Below are 21534 nucleotides of genomic sequence, written 5' to 3'. Positions count from 1 at the left end.
TGGGGTCCCCAAAAAGTGTCACTTTTTGGGGTTTTTATCAGGCGGCCTTCACTGCTGCGCAAATCGTGTCGACCACCTCGGCGACGAGGCCCTCGTCCTCGCCTTCGGCCATTACCCGGATGACCGGCTCGGTGCCCGACTTGCGGATCAAGAGGCGGCCACTGCCTTCGAGGCGGGCCTCCCCGTCGGCAATTGCTGTTTTGACGCTGGCGGCATCGAGCGGCGCGCCGCCCTCGAAGCGAACGTTCTTGAGCAGCTGTGGCAGCGGATCGAACAGGTTGAGCAACTCGCTCGCCGGCTTGCCCGCGTCGACCAGCTCGGCAAGCACCTGCAGAGCCGCCACAAGCCCATCGCCCGTCCGCCCGTAATCGGTGAGGATGATATGCCCCGATTGCTCGCCGCCGACATTATAGCCCTTGGCGCGCATCGCCTCGAGCACGTAGCGGTCGCCGACCTGCGTGCGCTCGAGCGTCAGTCCCTGCCCGGCCAGGAAACGCTCGAGGCCCAGGTTGGACATCACCGTGGCGACGATTCCGCCGCCTGCGAGGGCGCCGCGGCGATGCCAGGAGGAGCCGATCAGCCCCATCAGCTGGTCGCCGTCGATCACATTGCCCTTCTCGTCGACGACCATCAGCCGGTCGGCATCGCCGTCGAGCGCCAGCCCGATATCCGCCCCCGTCTGGACCACGGTCTGCCGAAGCAGATTCGTGTCGGTCGATCCGCACGCCTCGTTGATGTTGGTCCCGTTGGGGCTGGTTCCGATGGCGACGACCTCGGCGCCCAGCTCCCACAAGGCGGAAGGGGCGACCTGATAGGCGGCGCCGTTCGCGCAATCGATCACCACCTTGATCCCGTCGAGCCGCAGGCGCGAGGGAAAGGTCAGTTTGGCGGCATGGATGTAGCGCCCGCGCGCGTCCTCGATCCTCTTGGCGCGGCCGATCGCTTCGGAGGCGACCAGCCGGGGCTCCTGCTCGAGCAGCTTCTCGATCGCCAGCTCGTCCTTGTCGGAGAGCTTGTAGCCGTCGGGACCGAACAATTTGATGCCGTTGTCGATATACTTGTTGTGGCTGGCGGAGATCATCACGCCCAGATCCGCGCGCATCGACTGGGTCAGCATCGCCACCGCCGGAGTCGGCACCGGCCCGACCATCACCACGTCCATGCCGACGCTGGTGAAACCCGCGACGAGCGCGGTTTCCATCATGTAGCCGGAAAGGCGGGTGTCCTTGCCGATCACCACCCGGTGGCGATGAGCCCCGCGCAGGAAGTGCGCGCCCGCGGCCTGGCCGATCCTGAGCGCCATCGCCGCGGTCATCGGCATCTCGTTGGTGCGGCCCCTGATCCCGTCGGTGCCGAAGAACCTGCGCGTCATTTCGTGAATATGCCCCGCAAAACATTTTCCTTGCCGTCACCCGGACGGCTGCCGACAAGAGGCGTGATAGCGCCAAAGACATGGAAGGGCGATAATTTTGAAACTCTCGCAGCCGACCCGGATCTTCCTCGCCCTGTTGATCGGTCTCGCCGCCGGAATCGCCGCCGCGTGGAGCGGCGCCTCGTGGGTCGAGAGAAGCGCGGCGATTGCCGAGCCGATCGGAGGCATGTGGCTGAACGCGCTGCAGATGACGATCGTGCCACTCGTCATCTCGCTGATCGTCACCGGCATCGCCGGCGCGGCGGAGGCTGCGCGGGCCAGCCGCCTCGCCGCCCGCTCGCTGATCCTGTTCGCCGCCTTGCTGCTCGCCTCCTCGATCGCCGCTGCGCTGCTGACTCCGCTGCTGCTCAACCTGTTCCCGCTTCCGCTCGAATCCGCGGCGAGCCTTCGCGACGCTCTGACCGGCACCGACGCCCCGGGTGCCGCTCCCAGCTTCGCCGATTTCCTGCGCTCGATCGTCCCCACCAACCCGATCGCCGCGGCGTCGAACACCGCGGTTCTGCCCCTGATCGTCTTCGTCCTGGTCTTCGCCTTCGCGATGACCAGGCTGCCGGAGGCGCCCCGCGCCACCCTGGTGGGCTTCTTCCAGGCGATCGCCGACACGATGCTGATCGTCATCAACTGGGTGTTGTGGATCGGCCCGGTCGGGGTCCTCGCCTTGGCCTATGTGGTCGGCGCCCGCGCCGGCGGGCCGGCCTTCCACGCGCTGGCCCATTACGTACTGATCGTCACCGCGGTCGGCACCGTCATCTGGCTCGCCGCGTGGCCGCTCGCCCTCTTCGGCGCCCGCATCGGGCCGATGCGCTTCACCCGCGCCGTCACGTCCAGCCAGGCGCTCGCTTTCTCGACCCAGTCCTCGCTCGCCTGCCTTCCGGCGATGCTTCGCGCCTCGGGCAAGCTCGGCGTCCCGGTCGGCGCTTCGGGCATCGTCCTGCCGATGGCGGTCGCCGTGTTCCGCGCCACCGGCCCGGCGATGAACCTCGCGGTCGCCATCTACATCGCCTACTGGTTCGGCTTCACCCTGACGCCGATGCAGCTGACGCTCGGCGTGCTCGCCGCGGCGACCACCACGATCGGCGCTGCCGGAATTCCCGGCCAGGCGACCTTCTTCGCCTCGATCGCTCCGATCTGCATCGCCATGGGCCTGCCGATCGAGCCGCTCGCCCTGCTCATCGCGGTCGAGACCCTGCCCGATCTGATGCGAACGCTCGGCAATGTCAGCATGGACGTCGCCGCCACCGCCACGATCGCCCACCGCAGCGGCTTCGACTCCGTCGATGCCGATACCGAGGAAGACGTTCTGCTGAAGGAAGGCGCATGAAGTACCGCACGCTCGGGCAGGGCCTGAAGGTTTCGGCGATCGGCGTCGGCTGCATGCCGATGGTCCGCGCCGGAAACATCACCTACGGCGAGGCCAGCGACGACGAATCGATCGCCACCATCCACCGTGCGATCGATCTCGGAATCACCTTCTTCGACACCGCCGAAATGTACGGCCCCTTCGCCAACGAGGAGCTGCTCGGCGAGGCGATCAGGGGGAAGCGCGAGGGCCTCGTCATCGCCACCAAGTTCGCTCTGCGCTGGCAGGGCACCCAGCCCCTGGGCTTCGACGGCAGCCCGGAAAACGCCCGCCGCGCCTGCGAAGGCTCGCTGAAGCGGCTGGGCATCGACACGATCGACCTGTTCTACCAGCACCGGGTCGATCCGAACGTGCCGATCGAGGAGACCGTCGGCGGAATGGCCGAGCTGGTCAGGGAGGGGAAGGTTCGCCACCTCGGCCTTTCCGAAGCCGGCCCGGAGACGATCCGCCGGGCGACCGCGGTCCACCCGATCGCCGCGCTCCAATCCGAATATTCACTGTGGGAGCGCGACGTTGAGGACGACATCCTGCCGGTCTGCCGCGAGCTCGGCATCGGCTTCGTCCCCTACAGCCCGCTCGGGCGGGGCTTCCTCACCGGTCAGTTCAAGCGCCTGGAAGACCTTCCCGCCGACGATTGGCGCCGCAACGACCCGCGCTGGTCGGAGGAGAATTTCGGCGCCAACCTCAAGCTCGTCGACGCGATCCGCGCCGTCGCCGACCGCCACGGAGTCAGCCTCGCCCAGGTCGCCATCGCTTGGCTGCTGGCCCAGGGCGAGGACATCGTCCCCATCCCCGGCTTCAAGCGCCGCCCGACGCTCGAGGACAGCGCCGCGAGCGTCGACGTCGCGCTGACTCCCGCCGATCTCGCCGACCTCGAAGCCGCCCGCGCCGTCTCCGGCGCGCGCTACAACGAGGCCGGAATGGCCCGGGTCAGGCTTTAGCCCTGCCCCCTCTCCCATAGGGAGAGGGATGGGGTGAGGGGTTCGGGCGTCAGAGAATAGCCTCAAACTCCGTACACCCCCACCCTACCCTCCCCCTCAGGGGGAGGGTTTTGAAGCCTACCGCGGATCGTAGGCGTGCGGGAGCTGGCCTTCCTGCGGCTGGCGGTAGCGGTCGCGTAGCTCGGTCTGGCGGTTGCTGAGCGACTGGCGGACGCCGTCGATCCAAACGGCGTCGACTCCGGTCGATAGCTCGAGCGGATCGCCGTCCCAGACGACCACGTCGGCGCGGCGCCCGGGCCTCAGCGAGCCGATCTCGTCGCCCATGCCGACCGCCTCGGCGGCCGAGGACGAAATCGCCTGGAACGCCTGGCTCCAGGTCAGCCCCGTATGGCCCGGTACCCGGCCGATGCCGACGAGGTTGCCGGCATATTGGGTCTCGAGCCTTACCTGCCGGGCCTCGTCGTCGTTGATCATCCCGATCGCGACCGTCACGCCCGCGGCGCGCATCCGCCCGATGTTCGATTGAGTCGCCGAAATCTGCTCGAAGCTCGCCGGAAGGTCGACCAAAGCGTTGGCGATCACCGGCACGCGCGCGGCGGCGATTTCCCGCGCCACCCGCCAGCCCTCGGTCGCTCCGACGAGCACGATCCGAAGGTTCGCGAACTCGCGCTTCAGCGCCAGCACCTGGAGGATGTCGCTCGCCCGCTCGACATGGACGAACAGCAGCTGCCGCCCCTGAAGCACCGGCACCAAAGCGGCGGCGTCGAACCGGGTCAGCAGAACGTCGTCTGAGCGCTGGGCGCCGGACGTCAGGTAGGGATTTTCGGGCATATCCTCGGGCGTCTGCGCCGAAGGCCCGCGGCCCGTCCCTCGCGCCCCGACCGGAAGCCGAAGGTCGCGCGCCTCGCGCAGCGCGTTGCGCAGCAGGACGTGCGCCGAGGCGCGGCTGCCGCCCGCGTCGCGCGCGCCCTCCTCGCCCAATTCGATATACTGGAAGGCGCGGGCGCGGGTGATCGGCTGCATGTCGCCGCCGAGGTCGATCACCGCCCCTTGCCCGGCGAAGATGCTTCGCGCGGTCGAGGGCGACACCACCGCCCGGGTCACGCCCGCGGCGCGGCTGACGGCGATCGAGGTCGCCTCGGGATTGATCGCCGGAGCGACGTCGATCGCCGCGCTGAACGGCGAATTGTTCGCCTGCGTGTCGTTGGTCGCGTCGACCGCATCGACCTCGACGAGCCCGATCTGGGAGAAGCCGGCGACGACCCCCGGAGTGACCCATTTGCCGCGCGCATCGACGACGGTCGCGCCCGCCGGAACGGCGACGCCCGCTCCCGCGGCCACGACCCGGCCGTCGCGGATGACGACGGTGCCGCCGTCGATCGGCTCGGAGCCGTCGCCGATCACCACGCGCCCGCCGGTGAAGGCGATGGTTTGGGCGGGTGCGGGGACGGCAAGGAGCAGCGCCAGGCCCGCCAATCCTCCCCGGAACGGGGAGGGGGACCGCGCGCGCAGCGCGTGGTGGAGGGGTCGGGGCGGCCCAATCGGCCCCTCCACCAGCCTGCGGCTGGTCCCCCTCCCCGTTCCGGGGAGGATTTTGCGAAGGCTCCTCAATGCACGTCTCCTTCGCCGGGCTGGCCGAGCTCGAAGTCGGTCACGGGGCGCCGGCGCGGATCGTTCATGTCGTACATCAGCGCCCCGTCGATCCAGACCTCCTGCGGCCGCGTGTAGACGCTGAACGGATTGCCGTTCCACAGCACGACGTCGGCGCGCTTGCCGGCGCGCAGGGAGCCGGTCTCGTTCTCGATTCCGAGCGCGTGCGCCGGATTGATCGCCAGCCAGCGCCACGCGACCTCGTCGGCGATCTGGATTCCCATCCTTCGCCCGTCGGCCAGCGCCTTGGCCGCCTCCTGGTTCAGCCGCTGGATTCCGTTGGGGTCGTCGGAATGGACGATCGCGCAGGCCCCGGCATTGTGGACCATCGGCAGATTCTCGTTGACCGCGTCATAGGCCTCCATCTTGAAGCCCCACCAATCGGCCCACATCGCCGCGCAGGTATCGGCGCCGCGAAGCAGGTCGGCGATCTTGTAGGCTTCGACCGCGTGGTGGAAGCTCGAGATGTGGAAGCCGAACTCGCGCGCCATGTCGAGCATGATCGCCATCTCGTCGGCGCGGTAGCAATGGTTGTGGACCAGCATCCGGCCGTCGAGCACCTCGACGAGGGTGTCGAGCTGAAAATCGCGCGCGGTGTTCGGGTCGCGGGCCCGCCGCTCGCGATACTCGATCGCGCGCTGCCAGGTCCCGCGCATCACCGCGACATTCCCCATCCGGGTGGAGGGCATCTGGTTGCGGCTTCCGTAGACTCGCTTGGGATTTTCGCCGCAGGCCATCTTGAGCCCGCGCGGAGCGCCGGGGAAGCGCATCGACTGGACTGTGCGCCCGGGAACGTTGCGCAAGGTGACGCCGCGCCCGCCGAACAGATTGGCTGAGCCGGGCAGGATCTGCAGCGTGGTGATTCCGCCGTTTGCGAGCGCCCGGCCGAAGCCCGGATCCTGCGGCCAGACGCTGTGCTCGGCCCACACTTCGGAGCGGACCGGTCCGGTCGCCTCGTTGCCGTCGCTGTGCGCTTCGACTCCGGGGCTCGGATAGTCGCCGAGATGGGAATGGACGTCGATCACGCCCGGCGTGACCCACAGGCCGCGCCCGTCGATCCGGGCCGCGCCTTCCGGGATCGGCGTGTCCGCGCCGCCGACCGCCTGGATCCGGCCGTCGGCCATGACGATCGTCCCGTTCTCGATCCGCCCGCCCTCGCCGTCGTAGATCGTCGCGCCGGTGATGGCGGTCGGCGTCGAGGGGTAGGGATGGTAGGTCGAGGGGTAGGGATCGTCGGGCGGCACGTAGCGCGCCGGCGACGCCTTCTGGGCGGGCGCCGAGGCCGTCTGCGCGCCCCCCTGAGTTCCGGCGCAGGCGGCGAGCGCCGCCGCCACCGCAAAGCCGGTCAGGACCCCCCGCACCCTATTTGACACCATGCATCCACCATTTCAGGATCGGCGATAGCGCCAGCAGGAAGGCGCCGATCCCGACCGAGATCAGGCCGATGTTCCAGAATACCCCGACATAGGTTTCGAGGCTGACCTGGAGGTTGGTCACCTGCCCGCCGACAGTCTCCACGCTGGCGATCTGGGCGACCGCTCCCGCCACATATTGGGCGACCGAGATCGACAGGAACCAGACGCCCATCATCAGCCCGACGATCCGGGCGATGGACAATTTGGTGATCATCGAAAGGCCGACGGGCGAGATGCACAATTCGGCCACCGAATGGATGAAATAGAGGCCGGCGAGCCAGGCGAGACCGACCTGGAAGCCGCTGCTCGCGAAGCCCGCTCCCCAGACGAGGAACAGGAAGCCCGCGCCGACGCCCATCAATGCGAGCCCGAACTTGACCGGGATCGGCGGCTCCATTCCGCGCGCCGAGAGCATGTTCCAGATCAGGCTGAAGATCGGCGCCAGGATGACGATGAAGAGGGCATTGAATATCTGCGTCTGGCCGGCGGGCATCACGTAGACCGGCTCGCTTCCGAACCCCTTAAGCCGCGCAATATGCATTCCGATCATCACCACGGCGAAGATCGCGGCCCAGGCGATCGCCATGATCCGGCGAGTCCGGCTATCCTCGCCCCAGGCGAAGAACCACCAGGCCAGCCAGGCGACTCCGCCGGTCAACGCCCCGAAGAACAGATAATAAGTGATCGGCGCCGAGCGGAAGGCGGCGAACAAGGGCGCCGTCCAGCCGATCTCGAGAACCGTGTTGCGCTCGGCGAACAGGGTCAGCGACGATCCGGCCTGCTCGAACAAAGTCCAGAAGACGACGTTGAAGACGATCAGCACCATCGCCGAGACCATCATCTGGAATTCGGTCCTCGTCCCCTTCATCCACGACCAGATCAGGATCGCGGGAACGCTGATGAGGAACGTGCCGAAGAGGATCTTGCCCATGATCGGAAGCGACTTGATGTAGCCCCAGATGCCGGATCCGGCCTCGGGCGGCACGTAGTTCATCAGGTTCCAGAACAGGAAGATGACGACGGGGATCGCGACCAGCGCTCCGGCGTAGATGAAGAGGTCGCGGTTGGCCGGCGCGTTCTCCGGGCGCTCGCCATAGCCGTTCAGCCGTCCGCCATCGAACTGGAACAGCATCCATGAGCAGGCCATGCCGATCGCCGCGAGCCCGAAGCCCGCCCACCAGCCGACCGAAGCGGCGAGTAGCGGACAGAAGAACTGGGAGATGAGCGAGCCCAGGTTGATGCCCATGTAGAAGATGGTGAAGCCCGCGTCCCGCCGGCGGTCGCCCTCCTCGTAGAGCGAGCCGACGATGGTCGAGATGTTGGGCTTGAAGAAGCCGTTGCCGATCGTCACCAGCGACAGGCCCATCAGCAGGATGAACACGAACACGGGCGAACGGTCGGCGTCCGAAACCATGCTTCCGGGCGCGAGGTGACGCGCCTCCGATCCGTCGGCCGCGAGCAGGGAGACCGAACGGTCGTCGTTGCCGCGGATCAGCAGCCGCTGGTCGCCGGCGGCGATGAAGCGCTGCTGCGAATCGCCCGTGCCCTGGACGCTGACCTCGTAGCGCTGGCCCTCGATGGTCGCATAAGGGCGCGCCGCCTCGCCGCCGAAGCACAAGGTGAGGTAGCCAAGGCTCATCATGATCGCGCCGAACTTCACCGAGCGCTTCGAGCCCAGATACTGGTCCGCGATCAGCCCGCCGATCAGCGGCGTGAGATAGACGAGAGCCGTGAAGCCGCCATAGATGCCGGTCGAGGTGCTGTCGCTGAACAGGAAGTGGTTGACGAGGTAGAGCGTCAGGATCGCCCGCATCCCGTAATAGCCGAAGCGCTCCCACATCTCGGTGGTGAACAGCCGCTTCAGCTGCCGGGGGTGGCCGAACCAGGTGCCATGGTCGCTTCGGCTGACGTCGGCGCTCAGGCCCTCCGTCGTGGAATCGGGCGCGACGTTGACCATTGGCAATTCCCCTTCGATCCGGGCCGCTTTTCGCGGCTCCAAGGCCCGGCACCCTAACGCGCCAGACGCGCTTGTGAAGCGGGATTGTGAGCCAAGGCGCCGCCTGTTAGCGCTCGTCGATGCTCAACGATCGTTCCACGACGATGTCGCTGCTTCGAACGCGCCGCTCCGGCCGGCCGCGCGATCTCGTCGCTCCCGGACCGGACTCGGAGCAGCTGCGCCAGATCCTCGAGATCGCTCTCCGCACGCCCGATCACGGCAAGCTCCACCCCTGGCGCTTCGTCCACGTCCCTCGCGAGCGCCGCGCCGATTTCGCCGCCCTCCTCCAGCGCGCCTACCGTATCGAGAGGCCCGAGCCCGGCCGGCTGGAGATCGAAGCCAACGAGCGCTTTGCCCACCAGGCACCGGAGCTGGTCGTCGCCCTTTCCAGCCCGACTCCGGAACACAAGATTCCGCTCTGGGAGCAGCAACTCTCGTGCGGCGCGGCCTGCATGAACCTGCTGCTCGCCATCCACGCCATGGGCTTCGCCGGCGGCTGGGTCACCGGCTGGGCCGCCTATTCCGCCGAAGTCCTCGCCGCCCTCGGCCGCGAAGGCGAGCGGATCGCGGGCTTCCTCTTCCTCGGCACGCCGGGCGCGGAGCTCGAGGAGCGCGTGCGCCCGACCTATGGCGAGATCGTCTCGGAATGGGCACCATAGGTGAAGTCACCGGCTCTTGCGGAAGCTGGATCTCTCCTACTCGTGGAGCCCGCCCAAGTGGAATGTGGACTCGTTTTGCTTGAGGGGTGTAATCCCGGAACGGGAGCGGAAACGAGGGAGGAACGAATGGGCGGTTTTTCGCAATGGCACTGGCTGATCGCTGCCCTGGTTGCCATGTTTTTCGCGGGCGGGATCGGGCTGATCATCCACCTCGTCCGCAGGTAGGCACCTCTTTCGTGCCGAGGGGGATCAATGGGAAAACCCTTGACCTCCCCACTGTATTAGCACACTATGACGGCATGAACGAAGACCGCCCCGTCTATCTGCGCCTGCGCGATAGCATCGCCGCGATGATCCTCGATGGCCGAGTCCGCGACGGCGACGCCTTGCCTTCGGTGCGCAGCCTCGCCGCCGATTACGGCGCCAATCCGCTGACCGTCGCCAAGGCCTATCAGACCTTCCAGGAGGAAGGGCTGGTGCTGGTCAAGCGCGGAGTCGGCATGTTCGTCGCCCCGCAGGCGGCCGAGCGGCTTCGCGAGACGGAGCGCAAGGACTTCCTCGAGCATCGCTGGCCGGGGATCGCCTCCCACATCCGCCGCATCGGCCTGGACGTGGAAGACCTTGTCGAAAGAACTCTTGCGTGAGCACAAAGCCGGCCCGCGCCTTCCTTCTGTCCTTCGCCGGAGGATTGGCGCTGTTTTTCGGTGGCCATGCGGCGCTCTCGGGCCTGATGGCTCCGGCGCCGGACGTCCAGGTCGGGCCGCTTCCCTCCGCCTGACCGGGCGGCCGGGCCCGGCCGGGCCGATACGTGTTGGACGATGAGAAAGAGCCGGCGCCGGCTGGAACATATACGCAACGTGACATCCGTTGCAAGCGCACGAAACGCGCATTTCCAACAACTTAGAAGCTAAGTCTTTGCCCTTGCTGGCGAACAAAAATCTTTTGTAGGATCGCCCGGCGCTGTGGCCGATATGCCGCATCGGGCGCGCCGTTCAGCGGCAGGACAGTGCCGCGCCATTACATTTTTCCCCGTTGCGTCCTATCTGGGCGCGGGTTCGGCGCTCGCAGCGGGTGGGGCCGCGTTTTATGAAGATTTCGATGAAAGCATTTCTGGCCGGAGCGCTCCTCGCCGCCGCCGCCGCTTCGGCCGCGGGCGCCCAGGACACCAACACGATCGGCAATCCGCAGCTGCGCGACTTCCGGCTGACTCCGAGCGGGCCTCAGCCCGAGCGGGTCCAGCCGGCCCCGCCGCCGGTCGTCGCCGCGCCCCCGCCCGCCACCTCCAACCAGGCCCAGACCGCGCCCACGCGCCGCACGGAGCGTCCTGCGGCCGCCACGCCGGCGCGCCCGGCCGCCGAAAGGCCGGCACAGCCGCAAGAGCGGGCTCCGTCCCAGCCGCAGGCCCAGCCGCCGGCCGCCCTGCCCGCGCCCGACGCTCAGGCGCCGACGCTTCCCGAGACGACGCTTCCCGAGGCCGCTCCGCCCGCTCCGGCCCCGGAGGTTGCGCCGCCGGCGGAATCGACCGGCGGCTTTCCCTGGCTCTATGCGATCCCAGCAGCTGCGGCGCTGCTGCTCGCCCTCGCCTTCCTTCTCCGCCGCCGCCGGCGCGGCGCGCTGATCGCCGAAGCCGCCGGGCAGGCCGCGCCGCCCGCGCCTCGCCCGGCCGCGCCGGTCCCCGCACCGCCCCCGCCCGAGCCGGTGGCGCGCCCCTGGCTCGAGCTGAGGCTGAAGGCCGAGAAGGCGGCGGCGACGCTCGACGAGACCGTGGTCCATTTCGAGCTCGAGATCGAGAACAGCGGCGAGAGCGCGGCGCGCAACCTTCGAATCGACGTGAAGATGTTCAACGCCGGCCAGCAGCAGGATCAGGAGATCGGCGCCTTCTTCCGCACGGCGGGACGCGAATCCACCAAGCTCAACCTGCCGGGCATCGCCGCCGGCCAGATCGGCGCCATCCGCGGCGAGGTCGCAATGCCGCGCGACGAGATGCGCGCCGTGGTGCTCGAGAACAAATATCTGTTCATCCCGATGCTCGCGGTCAACGCGCTCTACGATTGGGGCGATGGGCAGACCGGCCAGACCTCCAAGTCGTACGTCGTCGGCCGCGAGCTGGAGCAGAACGAGAAAATGGGCGCCTTCCGGGTCGATCTCGGCCCGCGCGTCTGGAAGACGGTCGGCCAGCGCCCGCACACGCTGGCGCAGCGGATCTAGGCCGCGAATTCCTCCTCGCCGATCCCGTAGAGCGCCGCCGCTGGCGCGCTCGCAGCCGCGGCGAGGCCCGCCGCCTCGGGCACGATCTGGTCGAGATAGAAGCGGATCGAGGCGAGCTTCATCGCCTTGAAAGGAGACTCGCTTTCCTCCGCGAGCGCCGCCTCCTGCCGCGCCAGCAGCCAGCCGCAAACCGCGACCGAAAGCATCGTCAGGAAGGGGTAGGAAGCGGCCAGCCGGTCGTCCGGCCCGGAATCCAGCAGCCGCTGCGCGACCTCCTCGCACGAATCGACCAGCGCCAGCAGCGCCGCCTCTCCCGCCACCTCGGCCCGGATATCGGCGAGCAATCGAGCAAGAACCTCGCCGCCCTCCATGCCCAGCTTGCGGCCGACCAGATCCGCCGCCTGGATTCCGTTGGTGCCCTCGTAGATCGGCGAGATTCGCGCATCGCGGTAATGCTGGGCGGCGCCGGTCTCCTCGATATAGCCCATGCCCCCGTGGATCTGGACTCCGAGGCTTGCGACCTCGACGCCGACATCGGTGCCATAGGCCTTGACCAGCGGAGTCAGCAGGTCCGCCCGCGCCCGCGCGGCGTCGTCGCCGCGCTCGGCGCGGTCGGTCTGCCCGGCGCAGCAATAAGCGAGCGCGCGCGCTGCCTGGGTCAGCGCTTTCATCCTCAGCATCATGCGCCGCACGTCGGGAAACTCGATGATCCTGGCCGGCCGGCCCTCGCGGCTTCCCTGCATCCGTTCCCGCGCATAGGCGACCGCCTGCTGGGTCGCCCGTTCGGCTATCGACACGCCCTGAAGGCCGACGTTGAGGCGGGCGTTGTTCATCATCGTGAACATCGCCGCCATGCCCTTATTCTCCTCGCCGACGAGCCATCCGGTCGCGCCGCCCTCGTCGCCATAGGCCATGACGCAGGTCGGCGAGGCGTGAATCCCGAGCTTGTGCTCGATCGACACGCAGCGAAGGTCGTTGCGGCTCCCGTCGGGCAGGATCTTGGGCACCAGGAACAGCGAGATGCCCCTGGTGCCTTGCGGCGCGCCCGGCAGCCGGGCGAGAACGAGGTGGACGATATTGTCGGCCAAATCGTGCTCGCCATAGGTGATGAAGATCTTCTGCCCCGTGATCCGGTAGGTGCCGTCCCCCGCGGGCTCGGCGCGGGTCTTGAGCGCGCCGACGTCGGAGCCCGCCTGCGGCTCGGTCAGGTTCATCGTCCCGGTCCATTCGCCGCTGATCAGCTTGGGCATCCAGGCTTCCCGAAGAGCGCTCGTGCCGTGATGCTTGAGCGCCTCGACCGTTCCGGGCGTCAGCATCATGCACAGCGAGAAGCCCATATTGGCCGAGCCGAGATCCTCGAGAACCACCGTCGCCAAAGTCAGCGGCAGCCCCTGGCCGCCATGTGCCTCCGGTCCCGCGAGCGAGCCCCAGCCGCCCTCGACATAGGCGCGGTAGGCGCGGGCGAATCCCTCCGGCATGGTCACGCCCTCGGGCGTCCATTTCGCCCCGACCTCGTCGCCTATTCGATTGAGCGGCGCGAACGTGCCTGCGGCGAACGCGCCGGCCCCCTCGACGATCGCGGCGGCGAGATCGCGGTCCTCGATCAGGTCGCCGATCCCGGCGGCGGTGTCGAGCACGAGCATCTGCTCGGCGATCGGAGGAACGTAGCTCATGGCGGGCTTTCGTAATGTTGCGTCGGCGGAACGGGCGCTATAGCCCCGCCCGGTGAGCGCGCAACAGACACGCGTCCTGCCTTACGGACCCGAGGCAATCGCCGAGGCCGCGGCCTTGATCGCCACCGGCCAAATCGTGGCGATGCCGACCGAGACGGTCTACGGCCTCGCCGCCGACGCGACCCATGGCGAAGCCGTGGCGCGAATCTACGAGGCCAAGGGAAGGCCGAGCTTCAACCCGCTCATCGTTCACGTCCCCGGCCTGGACGAGGCGCGGAAGATCGGCCGCCTCGACGCGCAGGCCGAGGCGCTCGCCGAACGCCACTGGCCAGGCCCGCTGACCTTGGTGGTTCCTCTCCGCGAGAATGCGCGCATCGCCTCCCTCGTCACCGCCGGCTTGCCGACGATCGCTCTGCGTGCGCCGGCCCACCCGGCGATGCGCGACCTGCTGGCGAGGACTGGAAGGCCCTTGGCCGCGCCTTCCGCCAACGCCAGCGGACGAATCAGCCCGACCCGCGCGCCCCACGTCCTCGCCAGCCTCGGCGGCCGGATTCCCCTCATCGTCGACGGCGGCGCCACCGCGCACGGCCTGGAATCCACAATCGTCGCCGCGACGGGCGGCGCCCTGCGCCTGCTCCGCCCCGGCCCGATCGACCTCGGTCTCGACCTCCGGGCTGGCGGCGGCGTCGAGGCCCCCGGCCAGCTCGCCAGCCACTATGCGCCGTCGAAGCCGCTGCGCCTCAACGCGGAAGAGGCGGGGGCGGACGAATGGCTGATCGGCTTTGGCGACGTTTCCGGCGACTCCACCCTGAGCGCGAACGGCAACCTCGTCGAGGCGGCCGCTAACCTGTTCGAAAGGCTCCACGAGGCCGAGGCGTCCGCCGCCGCCCGGATCGCCGTCGCTCCACTTCCCGAAGAAGGCCTCGGCGCCGCGATCAACGACCGCCTGCGCCGCGCCGCGGCCCCGCGCTAGGGGGTACGACTCAATCGGCTATGGCTTCGCCGCCGCCTGCCAAAAGGAGTCATCCCGGCGAAGGCCGGGATCCATGAACTCGGACTGCGAGAGGTGGACTCGTTGGCGTCGCCTCTCATGGACGATCGGTTCTCATGGACGATCGGTGTTCATGGGTCCCGGCCTTCGCCGGGATGACTCTGAAATTGCGAGCAAATTCGCTCAAAATGGAAACTAGCCAATTGAGTACGGACCCTAGCCGGCCGGCGCCTGCTTCAGCCGCTCCGCGAAACCCTTCCGCAGTTTCTGCAGCTTGGGCGGGATCACGGCCAGGCAATAGGGATTGCGCTGGCCTTCGCCTTCCCAATAATCCTGGTGATAATCCTCCGCCGGCCACCATCGGCCCGGTTGCTCGATCGTGGTGACGATCGGCGCCGGCCAGCTTTCCGCCGCGCGCTCGATGCCGCGTCGCGCCGCTTCTTCCTGAGCCGGCGAAAGCGGGAAGATGGCCGAGCGATATTGCGTTCCGACATCGTTGCCCTGGCGGTTGAGCTGGGTCGGATCGTGAGTCGCGAAATGGACGTCGAGGAGGTCGTCGTAGGAGATGCGCTCGGGATCGAAGGTCACGCGGATCGCCTCAGCATGGCCGGTATCGCCGCCGCAGACCTGCTTGTAGGTCGGCGAGTCGAGATGCCCGCCGACATAGCCGCTCTCCACCCCCGACACGCCGATGAGGTCCTTGAACACCGCCTCGGTGCACCAGAAGCATCCGCCGGCAAGAATCGCCTGTTCAACGGCCATGAGCAATCTCCTTCACGGGTGGAGATAGTGACGCTCGGGCGCCTTTGAAATGGCCTCAGCCGGCGACCGGCTCGCGTTCGCGCGGAATGGTGAAGGAGAAGCTCGCCCCTCCGCCCGGGCGATTGGCCGCCCAGATCTTGCCGCCATGCGCCTCGACGATCGTCCGGCTGATCGGCAGGCCGAGCCCCATGCCCTCGGGCTTGGTGGTCATGAACTCCGAGAACAGCCGGTCGATTTGCTCGGCGGGAATGCCGCCGCCGGTGTCCGCCACCTCGACGGCGATCATCTTCCCCTCGACCCGGGTCGATATGACGATCTCCCCGCCTCGACCTTCCATCGCCTCGATCGCGTTGCGGACCAGATTGATCAGCACCTGCTGGATCTGGATACGGTCGGCGCGGACCCATTGGGCGTCGGCGTCGAGATCGAGCCAGTGGGCGATGTTCAGCGCGTCGGTCTCGATGAACGCGAGCTCGCACGCTTCCTCGATCAGGTGCGGCAGATGCTCGACCTTCGCCTCGACCTCACCGCGAGCGACCAGCTCGCGCACCCGGCGCAGGATCTGGCCGGCGCGGTGCGCGGCCTGCTCGGCGCCGTCCAGCGCGTCGACCAGAACGCCGCGCGGGATCCGCGGATTCTCCGCGAGGCGCTTCGAGCCGGTGACGTAATTGGCGAGCGCGGCGAGCGGCTGGTTGAGCTCGTGGGCGAGGGTCGAGGCGAGCGCCCCCATCGCCCGCTGGCGCGAAACCTGGATCAGCTCCGCCTGCATCCGGCGGATCTCCGCCTCGGCGCGGTGCCGTTCGGTGAGGTCCGCCATCGCTCCGACGGCCCGCACGGCGCGGCCGTCGGCATCGCGGATGATGAAGCCGCGATCGAGGACGTCGGCATAGCTGCCGTCGTCGCGGCGGAAACGATAGGTCCCCGACCAGCGCCGCGCATTCCCCCTCACCGCCTCGGAAAGGCTGTGCAGCAGGCTCAATTTCTCGTCCGGATGGATCCGCTCGTCCCACCAGGACGAAGGAGTCCGGCCCAGCCGCTGCTTCTTGATTCCGAGAATCTCCGCCGCATTGTCGCTCCAGTCGATGGTCTTGGCGACGAAATCATGGTCCCAGACCGCGTCGTTGGTCGCCTGGGCGGCGAGGCGGAAGCGTTCCTCGACATCCTTGCGGGCGAAATCGGCCTCGTGCTGGAGGTGGACGTCCTCGAGCGTTCCGTACCATCGGACGATCCGGCCGCTCGAATCCCGGCGTGGCGCGGCGCGCGCCTGCATGTGGCGATAGCTCCCGTCCGCCATGCGCAGCCGGTATTTGACCCGATAGGGCTCTCCGCTCGCGGATGATTGTGCCCACAAGGCCAGAACCATGGGGCGATCCTCCGGGTGGATCGCCTGGTCGAGCGGCGTGTCCTCGTCGAGCCCGCTGAGCTCCCGGAAGCGGGGGCTGATCGTGAGCAGGCGGCCGTGCTCGTCGACCGTCCAGACGATCTGCTTGCTGAGCTCGAGCGTGAAGCGATGCAGCTCCTCGCTCTCGCGAAGCCTCTCCTCCGCCGCTCGCCGCGCCACCGCCGCCGCCGACTCTTCCTCGACGTCCTGGGTGGTGCCGGACCAGCCTATTACGCGATCGCCGTCTCTTATGGGCACCGCACGCGAGCGCATGATCCGATAGCCGTCGCGGGTGCGCGCCCGAAATTCGGCATTGAACGTCGCCCCGTTTTCGACCGCCTCGCGCCAGGCCCCCCTTACGCGGGCCTTCTCACGCGGGTGGACGATGTCGAGCCACCCCTCGCCGAGCGCCTCGTTCGTCCCAAGGCCCGTCACGACCGAAAAAGGTTCGCGCATCACCGTCAGCGCGCCCTTCTCGTCCGCCGCCCATACCATTCGGCCGCTCAACTCGACGGCCGTTCGGTACATCTTCTCGCTCTCCCGAAGGCGGGCGAGCTCCTCCTCCAACGCCGCGATACGATCGTCGGCGCCGGAGAAAGCGGGCTTCACGCGGCGGGTGTCCTAAGCGGCCTTGCTCTGGACCGGCCCGATCCCCGCTTCGAGGGCGATCGTCAAAGCCTCGGCGAGGCTGGACGCCTGGAGCCGGTCCATCATGTTGCCGCGGTGCATCTCGACGGTGCGCAGCGAGATGCCGAGCGACTGGGCGATTTCCTTGTTGGAAAGGCCGGCGAGCAAATTCTGAAGCACCTCGCGCTCGCGCCCGGTCAGCAAAGCGGCTCGTCCGTGAGCCTTGCGCTGGCGGCGGCTCGCCTCCTCGCGCTCCTTGAGGATCGCGAAGGCCTGGGTAAAGCAGGCCAGCAGAGACTGCTCGGAAAAGGGCTTCTCGACGAAATCGACAGCGCCGAGCTTCATTGCCCGGACCGCGATCGGAACCTCGCCATGGCCGGTCATGACGATCACCGGCCAGTCGATCTTGCGCTCGGCGAGCGCCTCCATCACGGCGAAGCCGTCCATTTGCGGCATCCTGAGGTCGAGCAATATGCAGCCCGGCTCGAGGTCGCCAAGCGCCTCGAGGAAGTCGAGGCCGCTGCCAAAGGGGTGGGAATGGATCTCGGCGGCGCTGAGCATGAAGCTCAGGGAGCGGCGCACGTCCCGGTCGTCGTCGATTACATAAACGCTATGCGGTTTCAGCGGACTGTCCTTGGTTGAATTGGGGAAGTTTCACTCCTGCGCCCCTCATGGGTCCATCGATGGAAAAGCGCAATAACCCTGATCTAGGTCAGTCCGGAGGCCGGGCCGAGGCCGTCCGGAGCGGCCTCCGGCTGGAGCTGGTCCATGCGGCATTGCTCGGGCGCCTTGTCCGGCCTCCAGCGCAGGAACTTCGTGCCGTGGCGGAAGCGGTCGCCGGTGACATGGTCGTAGCGCACCTCGACGACCAGCTCGGGCCGCAAAGGTTCCCATTCTCCGCTCCGCTCGGTGCTCCAGCGGCTCGGCCCGCCCGGCGCGTTGCCCGTAAAGCCGGGCCGAGCGACCAGCCTTTCCAGCCGCCGGGTCAGCGCAGGCTTGTCTTCCGCCGGAATCGAAGAGGTGAAGCCGACATGGTTGAGCGCGCCCTTCTCGTCATAGAGGCCGAGCAGCAGCGATCCCACCTCGCCGCCTTTCGCCGCATAGCGGAAGCCGCCGACGACGCAGTCCGCCGTCCTCATCTGCTTGACCTTGAGCATCGCCCGCTCGCCCGGCCTGTAAGGCTCGTCGCGGCGCTTGGCGATGACGCCGTCCAGGGCTCCGCCCGCCAGGTCCAGCCAGGAATGCGCAAGGGCATGATCGAGCGTGCAGGGAGAAAGCAGCAGCCGGGCCTCTCTCGCGCGCTCGTAAAACTCCTCCAGCGCCCGGCGCCGCTCCGCCAGCGGCCGATCGATCATGGAGTCGCGGTGCTCCAGGCAGTCGAACAGCATGATCCGCGCCGGAGTCGCGGCGGCGAGCTTGCGGACCCGGCTTTCCGCCGGGTGAAGCCGCATCTGGAGCGCCTCGAACGACAGCGCGCCGCCCATGGCGATGGTCAGCTCGCCGTCGAGCACGAAACGGTCGAACGGCAGAGAGGCGACGAGATCGACGACCTCGGGAAAATAGCGGCCGAGCGGCCTGCCGGCCTTGGATTGCAATTCGATCTCGGCGCCGTCGCGAAAGACGAGGCAGCGAAAGCCGTCCCACTTCGGCTCGAACTGCCAGCCATCGCCCTGGGGCAGGCTGTCCACCAATTTCGCCTCCATCGGCGCCAGCGGCGGGAGGACCTTCAGGTGACGAAAAGCGGTCATGGCGCGCTCGTCATCCCCGTGCTCACCTTCCGGGTGCCGTTCGCCGCAGTTCCGGAACGCTTCGTCGAGGCCCGAAAATCCCGGTTAACGATTGTTCCCGCATGTTGCGGCGAACGACGCCTAAGCCGCGACGAGTCGACCCGGAACATCGGATCAGGTCGTTGAGGCGAAACGGGAAAGTCCATACGTTCCTGATCGGAGCGGGAGGGTAGTTTCCAGATGCAGTTTTCACGCCGGCAATTCATCGAGGCCGGAGCCGCCGCCGGCGCGCTCGCCGCCATGTCCTCGCCAATTCTCGCCGCGGTTTCGTCGCCGGAGGAGGCGAGAGGCCCCCGGCCTATTTCGGCCGCACCGGCCCAGCCGCGCCTGAGCGTTGACCCGATCATCGACTCCTCTCTCGTCGCCCGCGCCCGGGCCTCGTTCGATCGCCACCGTTCGTCGGTGCGCCATGTGGAAACCGTCGGCATCGTCGATTTCTCCAAGGCCTCGTCGGAGCATCGCTTCTTCCTGCTCGACACCAATACGGGCCGCGTCAGCCGCCACTTCGTCTGCCACGGCCGCGGCTCCGATCCCGCGCACACCGGCTTCCTGCAGCGTTTCTCCAACCAGTTCGGCTCCGAGGCGAGCTCCAACGGCGCCTATGTCACCGGCGATTTCTATCCCGGCAAATATGGCCGCTCGATGCGGGTCCGCGGGCTCGACTACAGCAACAGCAATGCCGAAGAGCGGGCGATCGTGGTCCACTCGGCCTGGTATGCCGAGCCGGAAGTGCTGGCCCAGACCGGGCGCCTGGGGCGCAGCGAGGGATGCTTCGCCATGTCCCATGCCAGCCTCCAGGAAGTTCTCGCCCGCCTCGGCCCCGGCCACTTCCTCTACGCCGACCGGCTGGCCTAGGGTCCGTACAATTTCAGCGTCATCCCGGCGAAAGCCGGGACCTATGAACGCAGGTCATCGAGGAGACGCTCAGACTCGAGCCGGGCATTTGCCCGTCGAGTTCATGGATCCCGGCTTACGCCGGGATGACTCCCGAGATCAGACCACCGCATCTCGATTTTAATTGAGTCCGGGCCCTAAACCTCCGCTTTTTCCTCCACCGCGACCGGCTCCAGCGGCTTCACCGCGGGCCCGTGGATGACACTGCCGTCGCACGCGAAGCGCGAGCCGTGGCAGGGGCAGTCCCAGCTCCGGTCGGTTTCGTTCCACCCGACCAGGCAGCCCATGTGCGTGCAGACCGCTGAAACGGCCTGAACCCGCCCGCCCTCGTCGCGCGAGGCCGCGACATTGTGCCCGTCGATCTTCAGCACCTTGCCCTCGCCCGGCCCGACGGCATCGAATTCGTGCGGCTTGCGCGACAGATAGCCGCCGACGAGATGGGCCGCGACCTCGGCATTGCCCTTCACGAATTCGGCGCCCCCGGCGATCGGCTTGATCCGCGTCGAATCGTAGAGCTTCAGCCAGGGATTGTCCTTGCCGGCGACGATGTCGGCGAGGAGGATCGCGGCTGCCGTTCCGTTCGTGATCCCCCAGGCGTTGAAGCCTGTCGCGACCAGATAGCCCGGCCGGACCGCGGACGACCAGCCGATGAAGGGAACCTGGTCGATCGGTCCGTAATCCTCGTTGGTCCAGAGATATTCGGCCTCGACCCCGAACGAGCGCCGGGCGAAATCGGCAAGGGCGGCCATATTGTCGCGGCCCGCCTTCGTGTCGCCGGGTTTGTGGGCCATTCCGGTGAAGATCATCCACAATTCGCCGCGATCGTCGCGATGCGTTCGGAACGAGCGGTGCGGGCTCTCTGCGGTGATGAACATGCCCTCCGGCGCGCGCGCGGGATCGATCCGCCCCATCAGCACGCAATCCATGTACGGATGCGCCTCGGCGTAGAACATCCCGATCTGGCCGAGCGGCAAATGGGTCGCCATGACGACATGGCCCGCCCGGACCGCTCCGCCGGCGGTCTCGATCCGATCCGGATCCCAATCCATGACCCGCGAATTCTCGAACACCTCGCAGCCGTCGCCGGCGAGCGTCGCGGCGAGGCCCTTCACATATTTGACCGGATGGAACTTGGCCTGATCGTCCCAGCGCATCGCGGCGCGCACCTCGAAGGGCAGGCCCGTATCGCGAGTCAGCGACGCCGGCAGCCCCAGCGTCCTGGCCAGATCGGCCTCCTCCTCGATCGCCTGGACCTGATCCTCGTCCTGGGTGAACACGAAGGCCGGAGCGGCCTCGAGATTGCATTCGATTCCGTGGCTCGAGGCAAGGGCGCGAATGGTTCGAAGCCCCTCCTCGTTGGCCTCTCCATAGATGCGCGCGCCGTCCTCGCCGAACTTCCGCTTGATCGTCGTGTAGGCGATATTGTGCTGCGAGGTGATCTTGGCGGTGGACTTGCCGGTCACCTCCTCGCCGATCCGCCGCGCCTCGACCAGCGCCACCTTGAGGCCCCGATCCTTCAGCATCCGGGCGGTCGTCACGCCGACGATGCCGCCGCCGACGATCGCGACGTCCACCTCGATCTCGCCGGACAGCGCCGGATAGGACGAAGCCGGCGCCGTCGCATTCCAGTAGGATTGGTGGATGGCCATTGGCGAGCTCCGGCTGAAAGGATCAGCCGGACAACCCGCATGGAGGGCGCCGCGTTCCCGAAAACAGCTAAGGCTGTATCGACATCCCCTTTAACCCCTCCCCCTGAGG

At 67.8% G+C, this 21534-nt stretch carries 16 protein-coding genes and 1 pseudogene; 7 read left to right on the top strand and 10 right to left on the bottom strand.

The window, feature by feature from the left end:
* Positions 1-37: 37 nt before the first annotated feature.
* Positions 38-1372 (bottom strand): phosphoglucosamine mutase, encoded by a 1335-nt coding sequence (locus E6G92_01950; GenBank protein ID TMJ18628.1) that lies wholly within the window; start codon positions 1370-1372, stop codon positions 38-40.
* A 91-nt stretch (positions 1373-1463) separates the two neighbouring features.
* Between E6G92_01950 and E6G92_01945 the strand changes: the two genes are divergently transcribed.
* Complete coding sequence (locus E6G92_01945; protein TMJ18627.1) at positions 1464-2753, top strand: dicarboxylate/amino acid:cation symporter; 1290 nt, start codon at positions 1464-1466, stop codon at positions 2751-2753.
* Positions 2750-3733 (top strand): aldo/keto reductase, encoded by a 984-nt coding sequence (locus tag E6G92_01940; protein TMJ18626.1) that lies wholly within the window; start codon positions 2750-2752, stop codon positions 3731-3733. Before E6G92_01945 ends, E6G92_01940 begins: the two co-directional genes overlap by 4 nt.
* Before the next feature lie 117 nt (positions 3734-3850).
* Here E6G92_01940 and E6G92_01935 read toward each other — a convergent pair whose 3' ends face one another.
* The 3 genes from E6G92_01935 to E6G92_01925 form a co-directional block, all read right to left on the bottom strand.
* Positions 3851-5209, bottom strand: coding sequence for an amidohydrolase (locus tag E6G92_01935; GenBank protein ID TMJ18625.1), 1359 nt, complete (start codon positions 5207-5209; stop codon positions 3851-3853).
* 131 nt (positions 5210-5340) lie between these two features.
* Positions 5341-6759, bottom strand: coding sequence for an amidohydrolase (locus E6G92_01930; GenBank protein TMJ18624.1), 1419 nt, complete (start codon positions 6757-6759; stop codon positions 5341-5343).
* Positions 6746-8755, bottom strand: a complete 2010-nt coding sequence (locus E6G92_01925; GenBank protein TMJ18623.1) for a peptide MFS transporter — start codon at positions 8753-8755, stop codon at positions 6746-6748. The genes E6G92_01930 and E6G92_01925 overlap by 14 nt, the downstream gene beginning before the upstream one ends.
* Positions 8756-8874: 119 nt before the next feature.
* On the opposite strand from E6G92_01925, the gene E6G92_01920 reads away from it, so the two are divergent.
* The 3 genes from E6G92_01920 to E6G92_01910 all read left to right on the top strand — a co-directional run bounded on the left by E6G92_01920 (position 8875) and on the right by E6G92_01910 (position 11661).
* On the top strand, positions 8875-9453 hold the full coding sequence (locus E6G92_01920; GenBank protein TMJ18622.1) for a nitroreductase: 579 nt from the start codon (positions 8875-8877) through the stop codon (positions 9451-9453).
* A 299-nt stretch (positions 9454-9752) separates the two neighbouring features.
* A complete protein-coding gene (locus E6G92_01915) occupies positions 9753-10097 on the top strand; it encodes a GntR family transcriptional regulator (GenBank protein TMJ18621.1) in 345 nt (114 codons plus the stop codon).
* 454 nt (positions 10098-10551) lie between these two features.
* Positions 10552-11661: a hypothetical protein gene (locus E6G92_01910; GenBank protein TMJ18620.1), complete on the top strand. Its 1110-nt coding sequence runs from the start codon at positions 10552-10554 to the stop codon at positions 11659-11661.
* On the opposite strand, the gene E6G92_01905 is transcribed toward E6G92_01910, so the two are convergent.
* Positions 11658-13334 carry an acyl-CoA dehydrogenase gene (locus tag E6G92_01905; GenBank protein TMJ18619.1) on the bottom strand — a complete coding sequence of 559 codons (1677 nt, stop codon included), beginning with the start codon at positions 13332-13334 and terminating at the stop codon, positions 11658-11660. The genes E6G92_01910 and E6G92_01905 overlap by 4 nt on opposite strands.
* A 52-nt stretch (positions 13335-13386) precedes the next feature.
* Between E6G92_01905 and E6G92_01900 the strand changes: the two genes are divergently transcribed.
* Positions 13387-14307, top strand: a complete 921-nt coding sequence (locus tag E6G92_01900) for a threonylcarbamoyl-AMP synthase (protein ID TMJ18618.1) — start codon at positions 13387-13389, stop codon at positions 14305-14307.
* A 234-nt stretch (positions 14308-14541) separates the two neighbouring features.
* Here E6G92_01900 and msrA read toward each other — a convergent pair whose 3' ends face one another.
* From msrA to E6G92_01880, 4 genes and pseudogenes are all read right to left on the bottom strand, one after another.
* On the bottom strand, positions 14542-15087 hold the full coding sequence (msrA, locus tag E6G92_01895; protein TMJ18617.1) for a peptide-methionine (S)-S-oxide reductase MsrA: 546 nt from the start codon (positions 15085-15087) through the stop codon (positions 14542-14544).
* A 55-nt stretch (positions 15088-15142) separates the two neighbouring features.
* A complete protein-coding gene (locus tag E6G92_01890; protein ID TMJ18616.1) occupies positions 15143-17077 on the bottom strand; it encodes a PAS domain S-box protein in 1935 nt (644 codons plus the stop codon).
* Positions 17078-17089: 12 nt separating this feature from the next.
* A pseudogene (locus E6G92_01885) lies at positions 17090-17704 on the bottom strand (response regulator transcription factor).
* A 98-nt stretch (positions 17705-17802) separates the two neighbouring features.
* On the bottom strand, positions 17803-18843 hold the full coding sequence (locus tag E6G92_01880) for an ATP-dependent DNA ligase (protein TMJ18615.1): 1041 nt from the start codon (positions 18841-18843) through the stop codon (positions 17803-17805).
* Positions 18844-19062: 219 nt separating this feature from the next.
* On the opposite strand from E6G92_01880, the gene E6G92_01875 reads away from it, so the two are divergent.
* Positions 19063-19737, top strand: a complete 675-nt coding sequence (locus E6G92_01875) for a murein L,D-transpeptidase catalytic domain family protein (protein ID TMJ18614.1) — start codon at positions 19063-19065, stop codon at positions 19735-19737.
* A gap of 176 nt (positions 19738-19913) precedes the next feature.
* Here the strand turns inward: E6G92_01875 and E6G92_01870 are convergent, their stop codons facing one another.
* Entirely contained in the window at positions 19914-21425 is a 1512-nt protein-coding gene (locus tag E6G92_01870) for an FAD-dependent oxidoreductase (protein TMJ18613.1), read from the bottom strand.
* Positions 21426-21534: the final 109 nt, after the last annotated feature.

This window comes from Alphaproteobacteria bacterium, assembly GCA_005883305.1.
GTDB lineage: Bacteria > Pseudomonadota > Alphaproteobacteria > Sphingomonadales > Sphingomonadaceae > Allosphingosinicella.
The sequence above is the reverse complement of the archived record's forward strand: the minus strand, read 5'-3'. Positions and strand labels throughout refer to the sequence as shown.